17 protein-coding genes are annotated in these 21,278 nt (G+C 51.1%); 1 reads left to right on the top strand and 16 read right to left on the bottom strand.

The window, feature by feature from the left end:
• Positions 1-28: 28 nt before the first annotated feature.
• Positions 29-1,612, bottom strand: coding sequence for a glutamine-hydrolyzing GMP synthase (gene guaA, locus L4C36_RS04440; RefSeq protein WP_428476584.1), 1,584 nt, complete (start codon positions 1,610-1,612; stop codon positions 29-31).
• Positions 1,613-1,729: 117 nt separating this feature from the next.
• Positions 1,730-3,193, bottom strand: a complete 1,464-nt coding sequence (gene guaB / locus L4C36_RS04435; RefSeq protein ID WP_428476583.1) for an IMP dehydrogenase — start codon at positions 3,191-3,193, stop codon at positions 1,730-1,732.
• Positions 3,194-3,463: 270 nt separating this feature from the next.
• On the opposite strand from guaB, the gene xseA reads away from it, so the two are divergent.
• Positions 3,464-4,813, top strand: a complete 1,350-nt coding sequence (gene xseA, locus L4C36_RS04430; RefSeq protein WP_428476582.1) for an exodeoxyribonuclease VII large subunit — start codon at positions 3,464-3,466, stop codon at positions 4,811-4,813.
• Positions 4,814-4,930: 117 nt separating this feature from the next.
• Here xseA and L4C36_RS04425 read toward each other — a convergent pair whose 3' ends face one another.
• The 14 genes from L4C36_RS04425 to pepB (L4C36_RS04360) form a co-directional block, all read right to left on the bottom strand.
• Positions 4,931-5,158 carry a zinc ribbon domain-containing protein gene (locus tag L4C36_RS04425; protein WP_428476581.1) on the bottom strand — a complete coding sequence of 76 codons (228 nt, stop codon included), beginning with the start codon at positions 5,156-5,158 and terminating at the stop codon, positions 4,931-4,933.
• 409 nt (positions 5,159-5,567) lie between these two features.
• Positions 5,568-7,103: a DHA2 family efflux MFS transporter permease subunit gene (locus tag L4C36_RS04420; RefSeq protein WP_428476580.1), complete on the bottom strand. Its 1,536-nt coding sequence runs from the start codon at positions 7,101-7,103 to the stop codon at positions 5,568-5,570.
• Positions 7,100-8,161 (bottom strand): HlyD family secretion protein, encoded by a 1,062-nt coding sequence (locus L4C36_RS04415; protein ID WP_428476579.1) that lies wholly within the window; start codon positions 8,159-8,161, stop codon positions 7,100-7,102. The genes L4C36_RS04420 and L4C36_RS04415 overlap by 4 nt, the downstream gene beginning before the upstream one ends.
• A 256-nt stretch (positions 8,162-8,417) precedes the next feature.
• Entirely contained in the window at positions 8,418-9,914 is a 1,497-nt protein-coding gene (gene der / locus L4C36_RS04410; protein ID WP_428476578.1) for a ribosome biogenesis GTPase Der, read from the bottom strand.
• A 180-nt stretch (positions 9,915-10,094) separates the two neighbouring features.
• Positions 10,095-11,252 (bottom strand): outer membrane protein assembly factor BamB, encoded by a 1,158-nt coding sequence (gene bamB, locus L4C36_RS04405; RefSeq protein ID WP_428476577.1) that lies wholly within the window; start codon positions 11,250-11,252, stop codon positions 10,095-10,097.
• A gap of 16 nt (positions 11,253-11,268) precedes the next feature.
• A complete protein-coding gene (locus tag L4C36_RS04400) occupies positions 11,269-11,880 on the bottom strand; it encodes a YfgM family protein (protein ID WP_428476576.1) in 612 nt (203 codons plus the stop codon).
• A 13-nt stretch (positions 11,881-11,893) separates the two neighbouring features.
• On the bottom strand, positions 11,894-13,162 hold the full coding sequence (gene hisS / locus L4C36_RS04395; protein WP_428476575.1) for a histidine--tRNA ligase: 1,269 nt from the start codon (positions 13,160-13,162) through the stop codon (positions 11,894-11,896).
• 103 nt (positions 13,163-13,265) lie between these two features.
• On the bottom strand, positions 13,266-14,381 hold the full coding sequence (ispG, locus tag L4C36_RS04390) for a flavodoxin-dependent (E)-4-hydroxy-3-methylbut-2-enyl-diphosphate synthase (protein WP_428476574.1): 1,116 nt from the start codon (positions 14,379-14,381) through the stop codon (positions 13,266-13,268).
• Between the two features lie 14 nt (positions 14,382-14,395).
• Positions 14,396-15,397 carry a cytoskeleton protein RodZ gene (rodZ, locus tag L4C36_RS04385; RefSeq protein WP_428476573.1) on the bottom strand — a complete coding sequence of 334 codons (1,002 nt, stop codon included), beginning with the start codon at positions 15,395-15,397 and terminating at the stop codon, positions 14,396-14,398.
• A complete protein-coding gene (gene pilW, locus L4C36_RS04380; protein WP_428476572.1) occupies positions 15,387-16,145 on the bottom strand; it encodes a type IV pilus biogenesis/stability protein PilW in 759 nt (252 codons plus the stop codon). The genes rodZ and pilW overlap by 11 nt, the downstream gene beginning before the upstream one ends.
• 68 nt (positions 16,146-16,213) lie before the next feature.
• Entirely contained in the window at positions 16,214-17,335 is a 1,122-nt protein-coding gene (rlmN, locus tag L4C36_RS04375) for a dual-specificity RNA methyltransferase RlmN (protein WP_428476571.1), read from the bottom strand.
• 331 nt (positions 17,336-17,666) lie between these two features.
• Positions 17,667-18,095 carry a nucleoside-diphosphate kinase gene (ndk, locus tag L4C36_RS04370; protein WP_428476570.1) on the bottom strand — a complete coding sequence of 143 codons (429 nt, stop codon included), beginning with the start codon at positions 18,093-18,095 and terminating at the stop codon, positions 17,667-17,669.
• 174 nt (positions 18,096-18,269) lie between these two features.
• Positions 18,270-19,547, bottom strand: coding sequence for an aminopeptidase PepB (gene pepB, locus L4C36_RS04365; RefSeq protein WP_428476569.1), 1,278 nt, complete (start codon positions 19,545-19,547; stop codon positions 18,270-18,272).
• A 56-nt stretch (positions 19,548-19,603) separates the two neighbouring features.
• On the bottom strand, positions 19,604-20,896 hold the full coding sequence (pepB, locus tag L4C36_RS04360) for an aminopeptidase PepB (protein WP_428476568.1): 1,293 nt from the start codon (positions 20,894-20,896) through the stop codon (positions 19,604-19,606).
• Positions 20,897-21,278 lie beyond the last annotated feature (382 nt).

The following is a 21,278-nucleotide window of genomic DNA, read 5'->3' as shown; positions in this document are numbered from 1 at the left end:
CTGTTAACAGAAGATTATGCTGTTGAGATTATTCCCACTCAATCGTTGCAGGCGGCTTACCTGACACGTCGTATACCACGCGAGAAATGCCATCTACTTCGTTGATAATGCGGTTAGATACCTTGCCCAAGAATTCGTAAGGCAGGTGTGCCCAATGCGCGGTCATGAAGTCAATGGTTTCTACCGCGCGTAGCGAGACAACCCAATCGTACTTACGGCCATCGCCCATTACGCCCACTGAACGTACTGGCAGGAACACGGTAAATGCTTGTGAAACTTTGTTGTAAAGATCCGCTTTGTGCAGCTCTTCAATGAAGATAGCATCGGCACGACGTAGCAAATCACAGTATTCTTTTTTCACTTCACCCAGTACACGTACACCTAGGCCTGGACCTGGGAACGGGTGGCGGTAAAGCATGTTGTAAGGCAAGCCAAGTTCAAGGCCAATCTTACGCACTTCATCTTTGAACAGTTCGCGCAATGGTTCAACCAAACCCATTTCCATATCGTCTGGCAAGCCGCCTACGTTATGGTGAGACTTGATCACGTGCGCTTTACCGGTTTTCGATGCCGCTGATTCGATCACATCTGGGTAGATCGTACCTTGTGCCAACCATTTCGCGTTTGATAGTTTCTTCGATTCTTCATCAAAGATATCAACGAAGACGTGACCAATGATCTTACGCTTCGCTTCTGGCTCATCAACGCCCGCTAGCGCAGAAAGGAAACGATCTTCTGCTTTCACGTGAACGATGTTCAGACCGAAGTGATCACCAAACATGTCCATCACCTGCTCGCCTTCATTCAGACGTAGCAGACCGTTGTCCACGAATACACACGTTAGCTTGTCGCCAATCGCACGGTGAAGCAACATGGCAACAACAGAAGAATCCACGCCGCCTGACAGGCCAAGGATCACTTCATCATCGCCCACTTGTTCTTTGATACGCGCCACGGCGTCTTCAATGATGTTGGCAGACGTCCATAGCTTTTCACAGCCACAGATGTTCAATACGAAGTTTTCAATAATACGCATACCCTGGCGAGTATGCGTCACTTCTGGGTGGAACTGGACGCCGTAGAAGCGCTTTTCTTCATTCGCCATCGCTGCGTAAGGACAGGTTTCTGTCTCTGCCACTTTCACGAAGTCTGAAGGGATTTCAACCACTTTGTCACCGTGGCTCATCCATACATCCAGCATCGCGATGCCGTCTTCGGTGATTGCATCTTCAATGTTTTCAAAGAAAGACGTTGGCTCAACCACTTTCACTTGTGCGTAACCAAACTCACGCTCAGTTGAACCGGCAACTTTACCGCCAAGTTGCTCAGCCATGGTCTGCATGCCGTAGCACACACCAAAGACAGGAACACCCGCTTCAAACACATACTGTGGTGCACGCGGTGAACCGGCTTCTGTCACACTTTCTGGACCACCTGAAAGGATAATACCGTTTGGATTGAAATCACGGATATCCGCTTCATCCACATCCCAGCTCCAAAGCTCACAGTAGACACCGATCTCACGAATACGACGCGCAATCAGCTGCGTGTACTGAGAACCAAAATCTAGGATAAGAATACGTTGTTCATGAATATTTGTGGTCGTGGTCATTATCGAACTTTCTCAAAAATCATTGAAATGAGGGGGGCGACTAAAACGCCCCCGATCTTATACAAGTTTTCCGCTTAGGCAAACGTTTTCGTCAGTCTCGTGAGTGACTGTCGAAAATTAACCCATACGGTAGTTAGGCGCTTCTTTTGTGATCGTCACATCGTGTACGTGTGACTCGCTCATGCCTGCACCTGTAATACGTACAAATTCAGCTTTCGTACGTAAATCTTCAATCGTTGCAGAACCGGTTAGGCCCATGCTTGAACGCAAGCCACCCATCTGCTGGTGCACGATCTCTTTCATCAGACCTTTATAAGCCACGCGGCCTTCGATACCTTCTGGTACCAGTTTGTCTGCCGCATTGTCCGTTTGGAAGTAACGGTCAGAAGAGCCTTTAGACATCGCACCCAATGAGCCCATACCACGGTAAGACTTGTACGCACGACCTTGGTACAGTTCGACTTCACCCGGCGCTTCTTCCGTACCTGCAAACATAGAGCCAACCATCACGCAAGAGGCACCGGCAGCAATGGCTTTACACATGTCGCCAGAGTAGCGGATACCGCCATCGGCAATCACAGGAATACCGAACTCGTTAGCAACGGCTGCCGCTTCTGCAATCGCTGTTACCTGAGGGACACCCACACCGGTAACGATACGTGTCGTACAGATAGAACCCGGGCCGATACCCACTTTCACCGTGCTTACGCCCGCGTCAATCAGGGCACGTGCACCTTCAGCGGTTGCCACGTTCCCACCGACGATCGGTAGATCAGGGAAAGCCGCGCGGGTTTCACGAATGCGTTGTAGCACACCTTCAGAATGGCCATGAGAAGAGTCGATAAGCAGCACGTCAACACCGGCTTCAACCAGCGCAGCAACGCGCTCTTCGTTACCTGCGCCCGCACCGACAGCAGCGCCCACACGTAGACGACCACGGTCATCTTTACAGGCATTTGGTTTACGTTCTGCTTTTTGGAAGTCTTTTGCGGTGATCATGCCGCGAAGTTGGAAGTCGTCGTTCACCAACAGCACTTTTTCTACGCGGTGCTCTTGCATGATGGCTTCAACTTCTTCACGTGATGCGCCTTCTTTGGCTGAGGCCAATTTATCTTTTGGCGTCATCACTTGTTCTACTTTCTGAGAAAGGTCTGTCACGAAGCGAACATCACGGCCTGTGATAATACCCACAAGCTCGTTGTTGTCAGACACAACCGGGTAGCCCGCAAAACCGTTTTCAAACGTGAGGCGTTTTACATCTTCAATCGTGTTGTAAGGCTTTACCGTTACAGGTTCAGATACCACGCCCGCTTCGAACTTTTTCACCATGCGCACTTCGTTCGCTTGTTGTTCGATAGACATGTTTTTGTGGATGAAGCCAATACCGCCTTCTTGTGCAAGGGCGATAGCAAGGCGACCTTCTGTCACGGTATCCATTGACGCTGACACCATTGGGATGTTTAGCGTAATGTCTTTCGTCAGACGGGTGCGCAGATCGGCAGTGTTAGGCAGTACGGTTGAATGGGCAGGGACTAGTAGGACATCATCGAAAGTCAAAGCTTCTTGTTTGATTCGTAACATTGCAATATCTCACACCAAGTAGTGGTTTAAAGAAGGATAAAATATTGCGAAAGAATTATACGTAGGGAGCAATCGATTGGCTAGTATTTTTTTTATTTTTTTAATTGACAAATTTCGCTTGATGTGTAGTATATTTCGGTTAAGTTTCCGGTGCTGCGGTCCGCGCATTATGACCAAGATCTGTCCAAAAACTGCCTTGGTATGGCGACATTCCTTCCCTATTGCTGCAAAATCGCACACCTCCCCCTTTCAAAGCAGGTACCTAGTCTCGTGACGCTATTCGCTCAACAGACCCAATCTAACGATCGTATCTATACCGTTTCCAGCCTGAATGCTCAGGTACGGCTGATCCTCGAAAATGAAATGGGGGTCGTGTGGCTGATCGGTGAACTGTCTAACCTGTCGATACCTGTCTCCGGCCATTGGTACTTCACTCTGAAAGATTCACGGGCACAGGTGAAATGTGCCATGTTCAAAGGCAGTAACCGCAATGTGACCTTCAGACCAGCGAACGGCAATCAAGTACTGGTGAAAGCGCGTTTGTCACTGTACGAACCGCGCGGTGATTACCAACTGATCATCGAAAGCATGCAGCCCGAAGGCGATGGCCGTCTACAGCAGCAATTTGAACAACTCAAAATGTCCATGGCCGCCGACGGCTTGTTTGCCCAATCGCTTAAGCAACCGCTCCCTGAACAGCCACTGCGCGTCGGCATTGTGACCTCGAAGACTGGCGCCGCGTTATACGATATTCTGAACGTGCTTAAGCGTCGTGATCCGAGTCTGCCAGTGGTGATCTACCCGACCATGGTACAAGGCGACGGTGCGGCGATTTCAATTGCACAAGCCATTGGCCGAGCCAACGCCCGTCAGGAATGTGACGTGCTGATTGTAGGTCGCGGCGGCGGCTCATTGGAAGATTTGTGGGCCTTTAACGAAGAGATTGTGGCGCGCACCATTGCCGCCAGTCAGATCCCGATCGTCAGTGCTGTCGGCCATGAAGTAGACGTGACCATTGCCGATTTTGTCGCGGATGTCCGCGCGCCGACACCGTCTGCCGCCGCTGAGTTGATCAGTCGCGACATGACCCACCAGACACAAGCGATCAACCAACGTAAACAACAACTTCGTCATGCGATGCGCCATTTTCTCTCGCAGCGCCATGCGACGACGGTACAGTTGCAGCATCGCCTGGATAAGCAACATCCGCAGGTACGCCTGAACCAACAGCAGCAGCAGTTGGATGAACTCGATGCTCGCTTACTGCAAGCCATGCAACGTCGTTTAGCTCGCCACCAGCAACACCTAGAGCGTCAGCAATATAAGCTGGCTTTGCACTCGCCGGCAAAAAACATTCAGACGCAACAGAATCAATTGGCCCACCGTAAGCACCAGTTGCTCGACGCGATGGATCGCCACTTACTGCAAACCCAGCACAGACTGGCCATGGCGGCAGAAAAATTGGATGCGGTGAGTCCGCTGGCCACGCTCGGGCGCGGGTACTCGATCACCCGCGATCAAAACGGCAAGGTGATCCGTCACCGAGATCAAGTCAAAGCTGGCGACACCATTCGGACCAGCTTGGCTGACGGTGAAATCCAGTCCGTGGTCAGCGAGTAACGACCAGACTACGGCCTCACTCATACAAAAACGTCGCCCCCGAATCGACTCTCATCGATACGGCGCGACGTTTTCATTTCATCTGACACGTCAATCACTGACTGTTCGATATCGCGTTCAATCTATCGGTTCAAACTGAAATTGAATCCGGCTTTTCGACTTCAGCTCATTGCAGTGGTGGCAGAAGTAACTGGCTGACCCACAGGCTTGCAGCTTTTCCATTCCCCCTTGGCAATCAGGGCATAACGCTTTTTTGTTCATTGCCTGCTGACAAAAATCGCAGTAATACTGATCGTCTTTCCAACTCAGTTCACTACTGCAGTGCGGGCACACGTTCTGGTTCATGGCTTTTCCTTAATGTACTGGTCTTATTGACAATATCTTACTCGATACTGCCCACACCCGCCTTTGATCCCGATTAAATCCTTAACAAATCACCCATGATTAAGCACGGTGTTGATCAACCCAGGATCCGTTGATCAACGTGAAAAGGCTATGTGATCAGCGAACCGGTTTCAAAAGAACATTTATCAATACACTTCCCGAAAGCATAAGTTACATATTCTGTATTTGGATTTTAAACGATATTTAATTTTGACAAATTCCGTACTCAACGTATAGATCCGATATTATATAAAATTGAGTTCGGTCTAAATTACACAGAAAAACACGCCTCTAAAACGAATAAGAACGTCGATGGTGTCCGTGCCTCACCCCTCTAACAGACAGAGAGGATCACGGTAAAAAAGCACAATTAGGGGGCTTTTTTCTTGAAAAAGAGCAGCAGAGGGATCAGGCTGAGGTAGGAAAATAACAAGAAGCCAAAGGTATAGACAAACGCCAACAAGGTGGACTGTTGCAACAGTAGGGCTTGAATTTGCGCGAGGAAAGACGGATCCGTCACGGCAACGCCTTGCGTTTGGGCCGCCTGTTGCAATGCCGGATTCATCAGTGAGAGATCACCGCCCAACGCATGCCATTCTCGCTGCTCTGCCCGGCTGAAATAGGTGTTTACAATAGAAATACCAAACGATCCCCCAATAGTACGGCACAGGTTGTACACCACTGCGCCTCCCACGGTATATTCTTTCGGTAACGTGGCATACGCTAGTTGACTGAGCGGCGCAAACACCAACCCCATCCCCGCCCCTTGAATCATGCTCGGCACCAACACCCAGTACATATTGATCTCAGCCGAATACTGGGTCATGTAATACGTACCGAGTGCATTCAACAGCAGACCAATCGCGATCAACATTCTGGCATCAAGCCGGTCAATAAAGCGGGCAATCACCAACAAGACCACCGCCGAGGTTAATCCGCGCGGCGCCATGGCAAACCCCGTCGTTTCAACCGGATAATTGAGCAGTTTTTCCAGCATCATCGGCTGTAACTGGGTGATCCCAAACATGCCCATCGAAAAACCCGCCATCATCAAGCAAGACATGGCGAGATTACGATCTTTGAGTAACCACATCGGGGCGATATCGCCTTTGATCAGAAATGAGCGGGTAATAAAAATCACCAATGCAATCACGCTGATCACCGTGGCAAATAAAATCAGGTTAGAGGTAAACCACCCTTCTTCATTGCCGCGATCCAGCACCATTTGTAGCAGGCCAATCCCCAGCGCCATGGCACCGACAAGTAACCAATCCACCTTACTCTCTCCACGACCATCAATATGGACAAACAGGAACAGCAGCGTCAAACAGAACAAGCCGACGGGTAAATTGACATAGAAAATCCACCGCCAATCCATGTTTTCGGTGATGATCCCTCCCAGCGTTGGGCCCAGAATCGGGCCGAGTAAAATCCCGACACTGAACAGTGCCATGGCTTTACCGCGCTCTTCTGCCGGATAGATCTGCACCATGATGGACTGTGACAATGGGATCACTGCCGCCCCGAACGCCCCCTGTATAATCCGAAATGTCACCATCTCGGTCAGTGAATCCGCTTGGCCGCACAAGGCTGAGCTGAGAATAAACCCCGACACGGAGATCAGCAGCAACTTGCGGATCCCCACTTTAAGTGAGAGATAGCTCGCCAACGGAATAAAAATAGCCTCGGCCATGGAATAGGACGTCAGCACCCAGGTGACTTGCTCAGACGTGACCCCCAACGCACCCATCATGTGTGGCAAAGCCACATTGGCGATGGTCATGTCTAGCAGCACCATGATGGCAGACAGCATCACGGCGAAGGTGATCAAGGTACGGTTTCCCGCACTGACGGGGGCTTGTTGAGGTGCGGGGGGATCCGTTACCGTCGGCGTAGCCTCACTCATGGGGTGCCCTGTTCCAACGGCGCCACTCTGGCAGGCGTGACCGACTGCAGCGGTTTACGGGTATCAATGGTGACCGTACTGCTGGCACCGACCCGCAAGGGATGTTCAGCTTGTTGGCCGGGGTTGTCTAAGCGGATCAATACCGGAAAACGTTGGGGGACTTTCACCCAGTTACCGGTCGCATTCTCTGGCGGTAACAACGAAAACGACGAACCGCTGGCCGGTGATATCGATTCAATCACCCCAGAAAATTCAACATCCGGGTATAAATCAAGCGCTATCGTGGCTGCCATTCCCACTTTCAACCGGCCGGTTTCAGCTTCTTTGAAATTGGCCTGCACCCAATAACTGTTGGATTCCACCAATGGGACAAGCGCTTGTCCCGGCGAGACCACGCTGCCTGGGTGCACGCGAAGTTGCCCCAGCATGCCGTCGTGCGAGGCAAAAATATTCGTGTAAGACAGGGATAAACTGGCGCTACTGAGCGCGGCGGCGGCCTTTTTCACTTCTGGTGCCGCCGTGCCTTTTGCCCCTTGCGCGGTGATCAGCTGCGACATATTGGCGCGCGCCGCTTCCACAGCATTTTCTGCACTGGACAAGTTGGCTTTGGCATCATCCAGTTGCTGTTGTGGCAGTAGCTTTTTCGTGACCAGTTGCTGCACACGCCGGTAAGTACTTTGCGCATCGGCCAGTTTCGCCATGGCACTGCGCACATTGGCACTGGCCGCTAAAATGGCATCATCGGTCGCCGCATTATTTTGGGTGGCCAATTCATAAGCCGCTTTGGCTTCGTCTAGTTTGGCCTGATAAGGTGCCGGATCCAACTGTACCAGCACATCCCCTTTGCTCACGGGTTGAAAATCCACGGCATTGGTGGCGATCACTTTGCCCGACACTTGCGGAGCGACATAAATGATATTGGCATGCACATAGGCATCTTCCGTGCTGGGATAGCGTTTTTGATGCTGGATATACAGATAACCCGCCACGGCCAAACAAAGGCCGATAACCGTTAATATGACAACATTGCGTAGCGTATGGGATGGGGTCTCATTCATTATGATGGCCTATTTAGCGAGCTCGCCAGCAGGTGGCATACAACAGAAAATAGTACGATAACGGAGTACGTAAATAACTCGATCAAGCATAGCAGCTTGTTGATCGAGGCGATCCTCACTTTAAAGAAGACGTGCGTGAAATCCGTCGGGAGGGGGGAATTGGCCGTCGTGAATAAACAAGGTGACAAAAAATAAGCAAAAAAAACGGCGCCCCTAAGGACACCGTCTCATTCAGTCTTTCAGTACCGCAGCAGGCTTATTTACCGCGGTTTTTTAGCGCTGACGTCAAGCGCTTACGCTGACGTGATTGAGAAAGACTCAATTTCTCTTTCTTCGCTTCAAACGGGTTTTCGCTGTTCTGGAACTGAATACGGATTGGTGTACCCATCATTTCCAGAGACTTACGGTAGTAGTTCATCAGGTAACGCTTGTATGAACCCGGAAGCTCATTCACCTGGTTACCGTGTACCACGATGATCGGTGGGTTATAACCACCGGCGTGCGCATATTTCAGTTTCACACGGCGACCATGGATCATTGGTGGCTGGTGATCGTCTTGCGCCATCTGCATGATACGCGTTAGCAACGAGGTGCTGATACGCTTAGTCGCAGACTGGTACGCTTCTTTCACTGATTCGTACAAGTGACCGACACCCGTACCGTGCAACGCAGAGATGAAGTGGATACGTGCAAAGTCGACGAAACCTAGACGACGATCCAGTTCAGATTTCACACGCTCTTTCACGTCGTTATCCAAACCATCCCACTTGTTCACGGCAATCACCAATGAACGGCCAGAGTTCAACGCAAAGCCCAATAGGCTAAGGTCTTGATCCGAAATGTTTTCGCGTGCATCAATGATCAGCAGTACCACGTTCGCGTCTTCAACCGCTTTTAGCGTTTGAATCACAGAGAACTTCTCAACCGCTTGGTGCATGTTCTTACGACGACGAATACCCGCGGTATCGATCAACACGTACTCTTGACCATCACGTTCCATCGGAATGTAGATAGAGTCACGCGTGGTGCCCGGCATATCGTAAACCACCACACGCTCTTCACCGAGGATACGGTTAGTTAGCGTAGATTTACCCACGTTCGGACGACCGATAATCGCCAGTTTAATTGGCTGCTCTTGCAGACGTTTGTACGCCGCTTCTGCATCCGCTTCTGACAGGTTCGCTTTTTCGATGTCTTCAACAGACGTCAGATCTTCGATCTGCATCTCGCCGTCTTCACCTTCAACCGCTTTGTTCAGTGCATCAGAGAACGGTGCAAGTGCACGTTCCATCAATGCCGTCACACCACGGTTCTGTGAGGCTGCGATTTGGTACATCGCATCCACACCCAGGCTCCAGAACTCGGCACACGCACTGTCTGCATCGATACCGTCGATTTTGTTAACCACCAAGAAGGTTGGCTTTTCACGGCTGCGCAGGTGTTCAGCAATCGCAACATCCGATGATGTTAGACCAGCACGGCCATCCACCAAAAACAGTACAACGTCAGCTTCTTCGATCGCGGCCAGTGACTGCTCAGCCATCTTTGTTTCCACGCCTTCTTCGCTACCGTCGATACCGCCGGTATCGATCACGATGAATTCGTGCTCTTCTAGCTCAGCCTTACCGTATTTACGATCCCTTGTTAGGCCAGGAAAATCAGCTACCAGCGCATCCCTTGTACGGGTAAGACGGTTGAATAACGTCGATTTACCCACGTTTGGGCGCCCAACTAGGGCAACAACAGGAATCATAAGTACCTCATACTTTTCATAGTCTTACTGACATATTTTCTATTCATTCTTGCCTCCAGCCATAGAATATTCTGGCCTTCACCCGACAATAATATTGCGAATAGACATAACAATAACGGCTCCTGACTGTATTTACAGCAGGAGCCGACAAATTAGAACGGTGCGTATTATACCGACAAATTACGGCATTTGCATTTTGTTAATCGAGCCATCACGCGTGATCACGACATAGCCATCGCCAACCACCAACGGAGGGACTGCAATGCCGCCCCCACCGATATCTTGCTGCGCGACAAAGTCACCGCTATACGGGTCAAGCCAATGCAGATAACCTTCATCATCCCCAACAACCACATAGCCGTTGATGATAGACGGCGCACTCAGACGACGGTATTCCAACAATTTGTTGGCCCACAGCTCTGTCCCACTGCGCATATCCACAGCCACCACATGATCCTGATCGGTGATCAAGAACAGTTGGTTACCTTCAATAGCAAAGTCTGTCGCCGACGAGTAGCTGCGTTTCCATGCGGCTTGGCCCGTACGCAAATCGATGGAAACCAAGTTCCCATTATAGCCAATCGCATACAAACGCTCGCCATCAATCACTGGCGTTGCATCCACATCCACCAAACGATCAATCTCAGTCGCACCTTTCGGTGAACCAATCGGCTGCTGCCACAACATCTGACCGGAATTCATGAGTGCGCCAGCCAAACGGCCGTTCGCTTGTCCCCAGAATACCCCGCCAGAAATCGCAACAGGTGAGCTGTCACCACGTAGCGTCAGGGTCGGCACTTCACTGCCTAGCTGCCAACGGCTTTCACCGCTATCGGCATCCAGCGCTTGTAGCACACCACGACTGGTATTGACGACCACGAGGCCCTCATCCACCAGCGGACGTGACAGCACTTCCCCTTCCACTGCGCTACGCCATACCGGCTCACCGGTTTCCGCATCCAGCGCAATCACTTCTGCATTTTCAGAGCCAATATACACTTTGCCGTAAGACAGCGTGATCCCACCTGACAAACGCGCAGGTATGTCGGCATCCAAATTACGCTCCCAAAGCAGTGCACCCGTCTCCGGATCCAACGCCTTAACGAGACCGTCACGATCCGCCACATACAGCTTGCCGTAGCCTAGAGCCGGACGCAGTTGCGAGAAGTACTGGCCAATGCCATCCCCCACACTGCTGCTCCAACTCTTAGCCGGGGCGAAAGTACTTTCAATCATCGGCACTGGGGCCATCTGATTGGTCTCTTCATCCCCTGCACAGCCCGCTAGCATGCCGGCGGCCAGCGCCAGCGCAATAGCTTGTTTTAACACCTTCTGCATACGCTTACGCCCTACCTTACTGTGCCAAGTCGTCTAGCTTCACTTGCAATGCAGGTGAGCCACCCAACTGCTGTGCGCTCACGTAGGCTTCACGTGCTGCAATCTTGTCGCCTTTGTGCAACAAAATATCACCACGTAACTCGTCTACTTTCGCCTGCCAGCTTTCTGAGCCAACTTGATCCAGTTCAGCAAGGGCTTTGTCGAAGTCTTGCTGCTGGGCATAAATACGCGCCAATCGAGTTTTAGCAACAGGAAGAATCGCTGCGTCATCGGTATGGCTGATCGCCCAGCGCAATTGCTCTGCGGCCGCATCAAGATCGCCGTTTTGCACCTGTACTTTCGCCAACTGCAGTGACGCCAATACCGAATACTGGCTGCTTTCATGCGCCGCAATAAATGCCTGAACATCAGCAACACCGTTAGCATTGCCGCTTTCCAATACCGTGATCACTTGCGTGTACGCATTGGATGCCTGTTCCTTGGCTGACTGCACTTCAGACTGATAATAACGCCAGCCAGTCAGGCCACCCAGACCAATCACAGCACCGAGAACAACGGCTTTACCGTTTTCTTTCCACCAAGCTTTAATCTGTTCAACTTGCTGTTCTTCTGTGATATTGCCGTCCACTTCCTGTCCTCTCTTAAATCAATTCGGCCAGCTTTGCTGCCACTTCGTCTTGCGCCATGGTGATTTGCTCACCGCCGCGAAGATCTTTAACTACTACGGTTTGCTCAGCAATTTCATTTTCGCCAAGTACCAATGCCACTACCGCGCCGACATTGTCTGCACGTTTAAATTGTTTCTTGAAGTTACCGCCACCGAAGTGGTTCATCACACGTAGGCCCGGGGCGTCTTCACGTAGCTTCTCAGCCAGTTTCATGCCAGCCATCATGGTGCCTTCACCGGCAGTGACAATGTACACATCCACCGCACGACGTACGTCGGTCAGTTCCAGTGTTTCCATCATCAGTACCAAACGCTCTAGGCCCATCGCGAAACCAACCGCAGGGGTTGCTTTACCACCAAGTTGTTCCACCAAGCCATCATAACGGCCACCGCCACAAACGGTACCTTGTGAACCCAAACTTTCGGTGATCCACTCAAAAACCGTGCGGTTATAATAATCTAAACCACGAACAAGGCGTTCATTTACTTGATATTCGATGCCAGCAGCGTCTAATAGTTCACACAAACCCGCAAAATGCGCCGTCGATTCTTCATCTAAGTACTCAGACAATTTCGGTGCATCGACCAAAATTTCCTGAACCGCTGCATTTTTGGTATCCAATACACGCAGTGGGTTGGTGTGCATACGACGTTTGCAGTCTTCATCAAGGATCTCGATGTGCTGCTCAAGGAACGCAACCAAGGCTTCACGGTATGTGGCACGCGCTTCCAGTGAACCGATAGAGTTCAGCTCAAGACGCACATGCTTATCGATACCCAATGTACGCCACATACGTGCAGTCATCATGATCAGTTCTGCATCAACGTCAGGGCCGTTCAGGCCAAAGACTTCCACACCAAACTGGTGGAATTGACGGTAACGGCCTTTTTGGGGACGCTCATGACGGAACATTGGGCCGGTGTACCACAGGCGCTGTTCTTGGTTGTACAGTAGACCGTTCTGGATACCATTACGTACACAGCCCGCTGTGCCTTCAGGGCGCAGTGTTAGGCTGTCGCCATTACGGTCTTCAAAGGTGTACATTTCCTTTTCAACAACATCCGTGACTTCACCGATTGCCCGACTAAACAAATGCGTTGATTCAACGATAGGCATACGTACTTCACTGTAACCGTATGCGCTGACTACTTGTTTAATGGTCCCTTCCACTTTTTGCCACAGTGGAGATTGGGTTGGAAGGCAGTCGTTCATGCCTCGAATTGCTTGAATTTGTTTCGCCACGTGTATTCTCGTTAACCGATGGGGAATGGAATTGAATATATAGGTTATAACGGCAATAGTGAACCACACCTATACATTACAGGTGTGATTCCCCACTATTTCGTTATTTTTCTGTCACATTGATGCGGTTGTTAGCATCAAGGATAGAGGCTTTAGCGCGGATCTTCGCCTCGAGCTGATCAATCACGTTGTCGTTATCAAAACGCTCTTTCTGACGAATGCCATCTTCATAGAAGGCACTTTTGCGGTTACCACCGGCAATGCCCAGATGGGACACTTCCGCTTCACCCGGACCGTTCACCACACAGCCAATCACGGACACGTCCATTGGCAGGGTGATGTCTTCCAGACGTTGTTCCAGTTCATTTACCGTGCTGATCACATCGAACTCCTGACGGGAGCACGTTGGGCACGCTATGAAGTTGATACCACGTGAGCGAATACGCAGGGATTTAAGAATATCAAAACCGACTTTGATCTCTTCGATCGGATCCGCCGCTAACGATACACGCAGCGTGTCACCGATCCCCTCAGCCAATAGCATGCCAAGGCCGACCGCAGATTTCACCGCCCCCGCACGAGCACCACCGGCTTCGGTGATCCCAAGGTGAAGGGGCTGGGCAATTTGACGTGCCAACTGACGGTAAGATTCCACCGCCAAGAAGACATCAGACGCTTTCACGCTGACTTTGAACTGATCAAAGTTCAAACGATCCAGAATGTCGACATGGCGCATCGCCGATTCCACCAACGCCGCTGGCGTCGGCTCACCGTATTTCTGCTGAATGTCTTTTTCCAGTGATCCGCCATTCACCCCGATACGGATCGGGATGTTTTTATCGCGGGCACAATCGACCACGGCACGAATACGGTCTTCACGACCAATATTGCCCGGGTTAATACGCAAACAGTCTACCCCGTATTCCGCCACTTGCAGCGCGATACGGTAATCAAAGTGGATATCAGCCACGAGCGGCACATTGACCTGTTGCTTGATCAGCTTGAAGGCTTCCGCCGCTTCCATCGTAGGAACCGATACACGCACAATATCCGCACCGACTTTTTCCAGTGCGTTGATCTGAGCGACCGTCGCCGCGACATCCGTCGTGCGGGTGTTGGTCATTGATTGCACAGCAATCGGCGCGCCATCACCAATCGGTACATTCCCGACATAAATACGGGTCGATTGGCGACGTATAATTGGAGACTCGTTATGCATTACATTTACTCTGTTTACTGCGGCAGTTTCAATCGTGCCACTTTCCCTGCAGGATATCTGCTCAAGTCAACGGGCTCGCCTTGATAACGCATTGTAACCACGCCAGGCGCACCCAGCACTACCTTGAATGGGGCATCGCCATCCAGTTTCAAAACATCACCGGCTTTTTTCACGCCGGTATCAAGACGTTTACCTTTGGCGTCACGAATATCAATCCAGCAATCGCCGGTAAAGCGCATCTCTAAATCAGAGGCGACAACCACAGGCTCCGCCGGTACTGGTGTTTCAGCCGTGCTCTCAGCATCTGTCGCGTTCGCGTCAGGCGTGATCGCATCGTTGGTGGCATCGTCTTGTACCACCTCTGTGAAACTGTCGACGAAGTCCGCTTTCGGGGCTTCATCCGCGCTCAGCGTCGGCGTCTCTGTTGCAACGTCTATCGCTGGTGTGTTGGTCACTGTCAGTTGCGCTTCTTGAGCAGGATTCAACGCCGTTAGCGTCGTCTCTGCCGTAACAGCAGGCGTTTGACCGCCTGTGGCCAGTGATTCATCCAATGGCGGATTTTGCGCGGTGACAGTTGCCGGTAAATCGGCTTCTGGTGTCATTTGCAGGCTTTGCCACCACCACACACCGGTTAACCCTACGAACAGCACCGCCAACACCCATGTCAGGCGCATAATACGGCTATCGTGCGCTTCTCGTTTCGTTCGACGCGAGAAACTTTGCATTTCTTGTTCTTGCGGCTGGGCATGACCGTGTTGGTCAAGCTTGGCCAAAATGGTATTTTCGTCAAGACCGACAAATTTTGCGTAGGAACGCACATAGCCACGGGTAAATGTGGCCAACTGCGCTTCTTCAAAATGGTTGTTTTCGATATCACTGACCACCGACTGACGAAGTCTCAGGCGGCTAGCAACATCTTTCTGGGAATAGCCTAGCTTCTCACGAGCCTGACGCAACATATCCCCGGGAAGATGACTATCTTCTGTTGATTTATCTTCGTTCTGTTCAGTATTCATTGGCTAGATAGTTTTGATATTGCTTAGAGTTCGGATACTGCTGTCGCAAGATACCAGCATATTTATCAACCAAACTTTGACGGCCTGCTTGATGTTCCAACTGGATCAACAGCCAAAGGCTGTCAGCCTTGTACCCAAATCTCTTGTTAAATTTAAACAGTCGTACGCGTGCATCTTTCAGGTTGTCTTCCTTGATGTCCAACTGCGACAACTGCAACATTGACATTGGTCGGTAAGGGTCGTAAGCCAGGGCTTTGTCAAAAAATTCTCGCGCTTCAGGTTCGCTACCTTGCTTCAAACTACACAACGCCGCATTTTCATAACTGGCGGAGGTTAGATAGTAGTAAGGCTGAGCAATCGCCTTCTCAAACGCATCAATGGCTTCATCATAACGTGCTTGCGCGCACAAGAAGGTGCCGTAGTTATTTTGCACATCGCCATTTTTCGGTGAGTCGCGCAAGGCTTGTTTGTAAATCGCTTCAGCCTGTTCGGGCTCATCAACCTGTTGATAATAGTAGGCCATTGCGTTCTGTGCGCGATAATATTTTGGTGCGTACGTTAACGCGATCTCTAAATTATCCCGCGCGCGCTGCCACTGACCATTCTCAAGATAAGTCAACCCAAGTGAAATGCGCGCTTCCGCCGCTTCGACCTTATCTACACCTGCTTTCTTATTGCCAGCTTCATCGACCGTTACACAGCCAATCATTAAACTACACAATAACGGGTACATCGTCCACCGTACCATTACAACCCCACACTGATATCCATATATACCCAGCCCAACTTGGTTAAGTTGGACTGGGGTCGTCTGTATTAGACTGATTTTACCGAGATTTGTTCACCGTTTTGAAGCTTAGCTTGTGTTCGTTTCGTGCGGTCAATCACATCACCAACCAATTGTCCGCAAGCCGCATCGATATCATCACCACGGGTCTTACGGATCGTGACCGTATAGTCATATTCCATCAACGTTTTCATGAAACGGTCAATACGTGAGTTACTTGGCTTTTTGTATGGCGAGCCTGGGTATGGATTAAACGGAATCAAGTTAATTTTTGATGGTGTGCCTTTCAACAAAGCACCTAATTGGCGTGCGTGTTCCATGTCATCATTGACATGATCCAGCAGGACGTATTCCACGGTCACACGACCACGGTTCGCGTTAGATGATTCAATGTAACGGCGCACAGAAGACAAGAAATCTTCAATATTCCAACGGTCATTAATTGGCATAATTTGCGAACGCAATTCATCGGTTGGGGCGTGTAGTGAGATCGCTAATGCCACGTCGATATTGCCGATCATCTGCTCCAAGCCCGATACCACGCCCGACGTCGATACCGTCACACGGCGCTTCGACAGGCCAAAGCCCAAATCATCTAGCATGATCTCCAGTGCTGGGATCAAGTTTTTCATATTCAGTAACGGCTCGCCCATACCCATCATCACCACGTTGGTGATCGGACGGCGACCGGTTTCTTTCTCAATACCGATCTCTTTCGCTGCACGCCATACCTGACCGATAATTTCAGAGACGCGCAGGTTGCGGTTGAAACCTTGCTGTGCGGTTGAACAGAACTTACATTCCAATGCACACCCTACCTGTGATGAGACACACAAGGTCGCACGATCTTCATCAGGAATGTACACCGTTTCCACATCCTGATCGCCCACACGCATGGCCCATTTGATGGTGCCATCCGACGAGTGCTGCGCTTCAGAGACGTAAGGTGCACGAATTTCCGCCACCGCTTTTAGCTTTTCACGTAATTTCTTGTTGATGTTCGTCATTTGATCGAAATCATCACAACCGAAATGGTAAATCCACTTCATTACCTGATCCGCACGGAACGCTTTTTCACCCAGTTCATCGGCAAAATACTGACGCAGCCCCTTGCGATCAAAATCCAGCAGATTCGTTTTAACAGTTGTCATCGGTTGTTGCCTCTATGTATTACGTGACGTGATCTGTGCCTTAGGTACACAGCCCATTTGGCTGCCTACGACAGGACCTTAAGCAATGAATACCACCCCACATTCGTGTGTGCTATTCAGTTTGGTTTTAAGGCGCGAAATTGTACAGGCTTTGGCTACCAGTTTCCACCTGTTCCCCGCAACCGACTTGTACAGGCCGCGAAACATCCCGATCTATCCGGTGCTGGGCACCACGGCGGATCACGCCCGATACAAACAAAAAACGGGAAGCCGCCGCTTCCCGTTTTTTTGATTCGTTATGTTCAACATGCCCAGTACGGGCCATACCGATTTAGCCGCGAGAACAAATCTCGTCATCGGCAAAAAAGTAGGCGATTTCTCGCGCTGCCGATTCAGGGCTGTCTGCACCATGAACGGAGTTATGGCGCAAGCTCAACGCGAAATCAGCACGCAAGGTGCCACAGGCCGCATCTTCAGGGTTCGTTTTACCCATCAGTTCACGGTAACGCACTACGGCGTTCTCCCCTTCCAGCACCTGCACCATCACCGGGCCTGACGTCATGAACGCCACGAGGTCGTCATAGAAAGGTTTACCTTCATGCTCGGCATAAAACCCCATGGCTTTATCCGCATCAAGCTGGACCATTTTCGCCGCTACCACTTTCAAACCGGCGCTTTCAATACGCTGGTAGATAGCACCAATTAAGTTACGCTTTACCGCATCCGGCTTCACAATTGAGAATGTCTTTTCGATCGTCATTATTATAGTTTCCTTTTGAATCTGGGAGTGATCACACCATGGCGAATTCCATTTGCGCACCGCTCCACCTAAACAAAATACAGTATCCTCTACTGACGTTCTTCCTTGTTCCAACTCCTTTTGACTTAACCGATACCACGCAGTATCACTGCGCGGTACCTTGAACGTACGTGATTAACCTAACAGCATTGCGGCAATGTGCGCAACGCCCAATCCTGTCGCACCGGCCGCCCAACGGCTGTCAGGGCTTTCGCGGAAACAGGCCGCTAAATCGACGTGTAACCACTGGCTTTGCTGCGTATCGACAAACCGTGACAAGAACGCGGCGGCCGTCGATGCGCCAGCCCCTGCGCCTTTCTGGCTACGGCTGTTCGCTGTATCAGCATAATGTGACGGCAACTGTGACTGATGCCACGTTTCCAACGGCAAAGGCCAGGCGGGCTCATTGACCAAATCAGACAATGTTTGCGCCTTTAACAGCATGCTTTTATCTAAGCTGAACAGGGCGTTGTAATCTGTTCCTACCGCCATCATAGCAGCCCCTGTCAAGGTTGCTGCATCAATGATCACTGGCGCTTTCGTTTCCGTTGCCGCGATCAAACCATCCGCTAAGACTAAGCGCCCTTCTGCATCGGTATTGAGAATTTCGACCGTCTGACCATTCTTATACGTCAGAATATCGCCGAGCTTATAAGCATTGCTGGCGATCATGTTTTCTGCACAGCATAAGTACAGCTTCACGCGTTGTTTTAGGCCTTGCTCAATGGCATAGCCCAATGCCGCGGTCACTGTTGCCGCACCGCCCATGTCGCATTTCATCGCGGCCATGCCTGCACTTGGCTTAATGCTGTAACCGCCTGAGTCAAAGGTGATCCCCTTACCCACCAAACAGGCAGCCACGGGCGCATCCGCTTGACCGGTCGGGTTGTAATCCAACACCAACATGACTGGTGGACGGCTACTGCCGCGACCCACGGTGTGCGTCCCGATCCAACCGTGTTCCAGCAGATCATCACCCACGATGCATTCATGCGTGATCTGTTCGCCGGCAATATCCGTTAAAAAGGCGATGGCTTCTTGTGCCAAACGTTCCGGATACATGTCTTCCGGTGTTGCATTGATGACCTTACGTACCCATTCGGCACTGCGGTGGCGAGCATTGAGTAGCTCTAACTCGTCTTCATCAATCGACGCCCAGCGTAGATTCACCGCCCCTTTCGGCGTTGCCAAACCACAATAAAACGCCCACTGACGCTCATAGCTCCAGCCTTCGCCTTCCAGGCTCACATCGCTCAAACCTTGTGCTTGCAGTTGTCTGCCCGCCTGTTGAATACGACGTAATGGGTGGTCGCCGTGGTAATGAATCACCACGCCCTCCGCCTCGTAAGCTAACAACGCATTCGGTCCCCACATCCCCGTGTGGGTCTCAGCAGATAACGTAATCCTTAACATCATTCTTCCTTTATAGGTAGCCCGTCGCGCGGGCTACAGTCAATCATTCAGGGTGATCACTCTTCGTGATCACATAAAATATTGGCCAGCGTACGGACACCCATGCCCGTTGCCCCTGCCGACCACTTGTCTGTCGGCCCTTTGCGGTACGTACCGCTGGCGTCAATGTGCATCCAACCCGTCTGGTAATCATCCACAAAGTACGACAAGAAAGCAGCGGCGGTGCTGGCTCCCGGCATGAACTCACCCTGCGAGATATTCGACAGATCAGCAAAATGCGATGGCATCATGCCGCGGTGCTCTTCATCCAGAGGCAGTGGCCATAGGCCTTCGTTTTCTTCTTTGGCCGCTAACAAGGCTTTTTGTGCCAAAGCCTGATCAAATGTAAATAGCGCGTGGTAATCATTCCCTAGCGCATTTTTTGCCGAGCCCGTCAAGGTGGCACAATCGATGATCAACTCAGGCTGCTGTGCGCTGGCATAAATCAAACCATCCGCCAACACCAAACGCCCTTCAGCATCGGTATTCAGCACTTCCACGGTTTTACCGTTTTTGTAGGTAATGATATCGCCCAGTTTCACCGCACGGCCTGACACCATGTTTTCAGCGCAACATAGGATCAACTTGATACGCTTATTGGTACCACGGGCAATGGCCAGCGCCAATGCACCAGCGGCCAATGCCGCGCCACCCATGTCGGCTTTCATGGCAATCATGCCCACAGAAGGCTTCATGCTGTAACCGCCAGAGTCAAAGGTGATCCCTTTGCCGACCAAACACGTGTGGACAGGGGCGTCCGGGTTACCCGTTGGGTTGTAGTCCAAACGCAGCATCGCGGGTGAGCGCTCAGAGCCTCGACCGACGGTATGAATACCGTTCCAACCTTCATCCAGCAGATCATTGCCTTTAACAATTTTGTACGTCACCTGCTCCGGTGCAAGGGCTTTGATCCACTCACCGGCGCGGGCGGCCAGTTGTGACGGACGCACAACGTCTGCCGACTGGTTAATCACCTCGCGGACCCAGTTCGTCGCCATGATACGCGCTTGCAGCTCGGCTTCATCGAGATCAGACAGCGCTGGCCACTCAACGGTATTGCCTGGTTTACTGTTGCGGTGTCCCTGAATGAAGGCCCAAATCACCTCTATCGTCCATCCTTCACCACACAGGGCAACCTGCTTAATGCCTTGACCGTCCAGCTTGCGGCCCGCACGCTGCACAGCAACCAGCGCGTTATCGCCCGTCACGTGGATCACGGCGCCTTCTGGCAGGAAAGTGACGAGGGCATTGGCGCCCCACTGCGGGGCCGCAGCGTCGTGAGATAAAAGAACGTTCATTTTGATAGACATGCATTACTCCTTGAAAATCTATCCTTCAACCGTATCACGAAGAACAGAATACACCCCTCGCCTTGTAACGCGAGGCGCTCGCATTAGGTAAGCCGTAACAACTTAATAGCATCATCGTTACGCCTGCTCCTCTTTGCTATGGGGGCAGAATCGCCTATTACAAGGGATGCACCGGTTCACAGGGTGATTTTCAGGGCGTTAAACCCATTTATCCCCCACTGACACGGCGGGATGTTTCACTTTCGTCTAAAATATCAGCATTTTCTTTACTCTGCCTATGTCGATAAAAATACACAAGTTATTTACAACTAGAGTAAGAGCGAGATCAGATCACAGCAGGATGAATCGGGATAATGGGGCGGTAAGCGGGTAAGCGGGTAAG

It is taken from the genome of Photobacterium japonica, assembly GCF_050337005.1.
GTDB lineage: Bacteria > Pseudomonadota > Gammaproteobacteria > Enterobacterales > Vibrionaceae > Photobacterium > Photobacterium japonica.
This window is presented reverse-complemented; position numbering and strand designations above follow the sequence as displayed.

Coding starts and splice junctions, on each gene's coding strand:
- pepB (WP_428476568.1), bottom strand. CDS start 20,896: ATGTCTATCAAAATGAACGTTCTTTTATCTCACGACGCTGCGGCCCCG.
- L4C36_RS04415 (WP_428476579.1), bottom strand. CDS start 8,161: ATGAATGAGACCCCATCCCATACGCTACGCAATGTTGTCATATTAACG.
- rlmN (WP_428476571.1), bottom strand. CDS start 17,335: ATGACAACTGTTAAAACGAATCTGCTGGATTTTGATCGCAAGGGGCTG.
- guaA (WP_428476584.1), bottom strand. CDS start 1,612: ATGACCACGACCACAAATATTCATGAACAACGTATTCTTATCCTAGAT.
- L4C36_RS04425 (WP_428476581.1), bottom strand. CDS start 5,158: ATGAACCAGAACGTGTGCCCGCACTGCAGTAGTGAACTGAGTTGGAAA.
- ndk (WP_428476570.1), bottom strand. CDS start 18,095: ATGACGATCGAAAAGACATTCTCAATTGTGAAGCCGGATGCGGTAAAG.
- pepB (WP_428476569.1), bottom strand. CDS start 19,547: ATGTTAAGGATTACGTTATCTGCTGAGACCCACACGGGGATGTGGGGA.
- bamB (WP_428476577.1), bottom strand. CDS start 11,252: ATGCAGAAGGTGTTAAAACAAGCTATTGCGCTGGCGCTGGCCGCCGGC.
- rodZ (WP_428476573.1), bottom strand. CDS start 15,397: ATGAATACTGAACAGAACGAAGATAAATCAACAGAAGATAGTCATCTT.
- ispG (WP_428476574.1), bottom strand. CDS start 14,381: ATGCATAACGAGTCTCCAATTATACGTCGCCAATCGACCCGTATTTAT.
- der (WP_428476578.1), bottom strand. CDS start 9,914: ATGATTCCTGTTGTTGCCCTAGTTGGGCGCCCAAACGTGGGTAAATCG.
- L4C36_RS04420 (WP_428476580.1), bottom strand. CDS start 7,103: ATGAGTGAGGCTACGCCGACGGTAACGGATCCCCCCGCACCTCAACAA.
- guaB (WP_428476583.1), bottom strand. CDS start 3,193: ATGTTACGAATCAAACAAGAAGCTTTGACTTTCGATGATGTCCTACTA.
- pilW (WP_428476572.1), bottom strand. CDS start 16,145: ATGGTACGGTGGACGATGTACCCGTTATTGTGTAGTTTAATGATTGGC.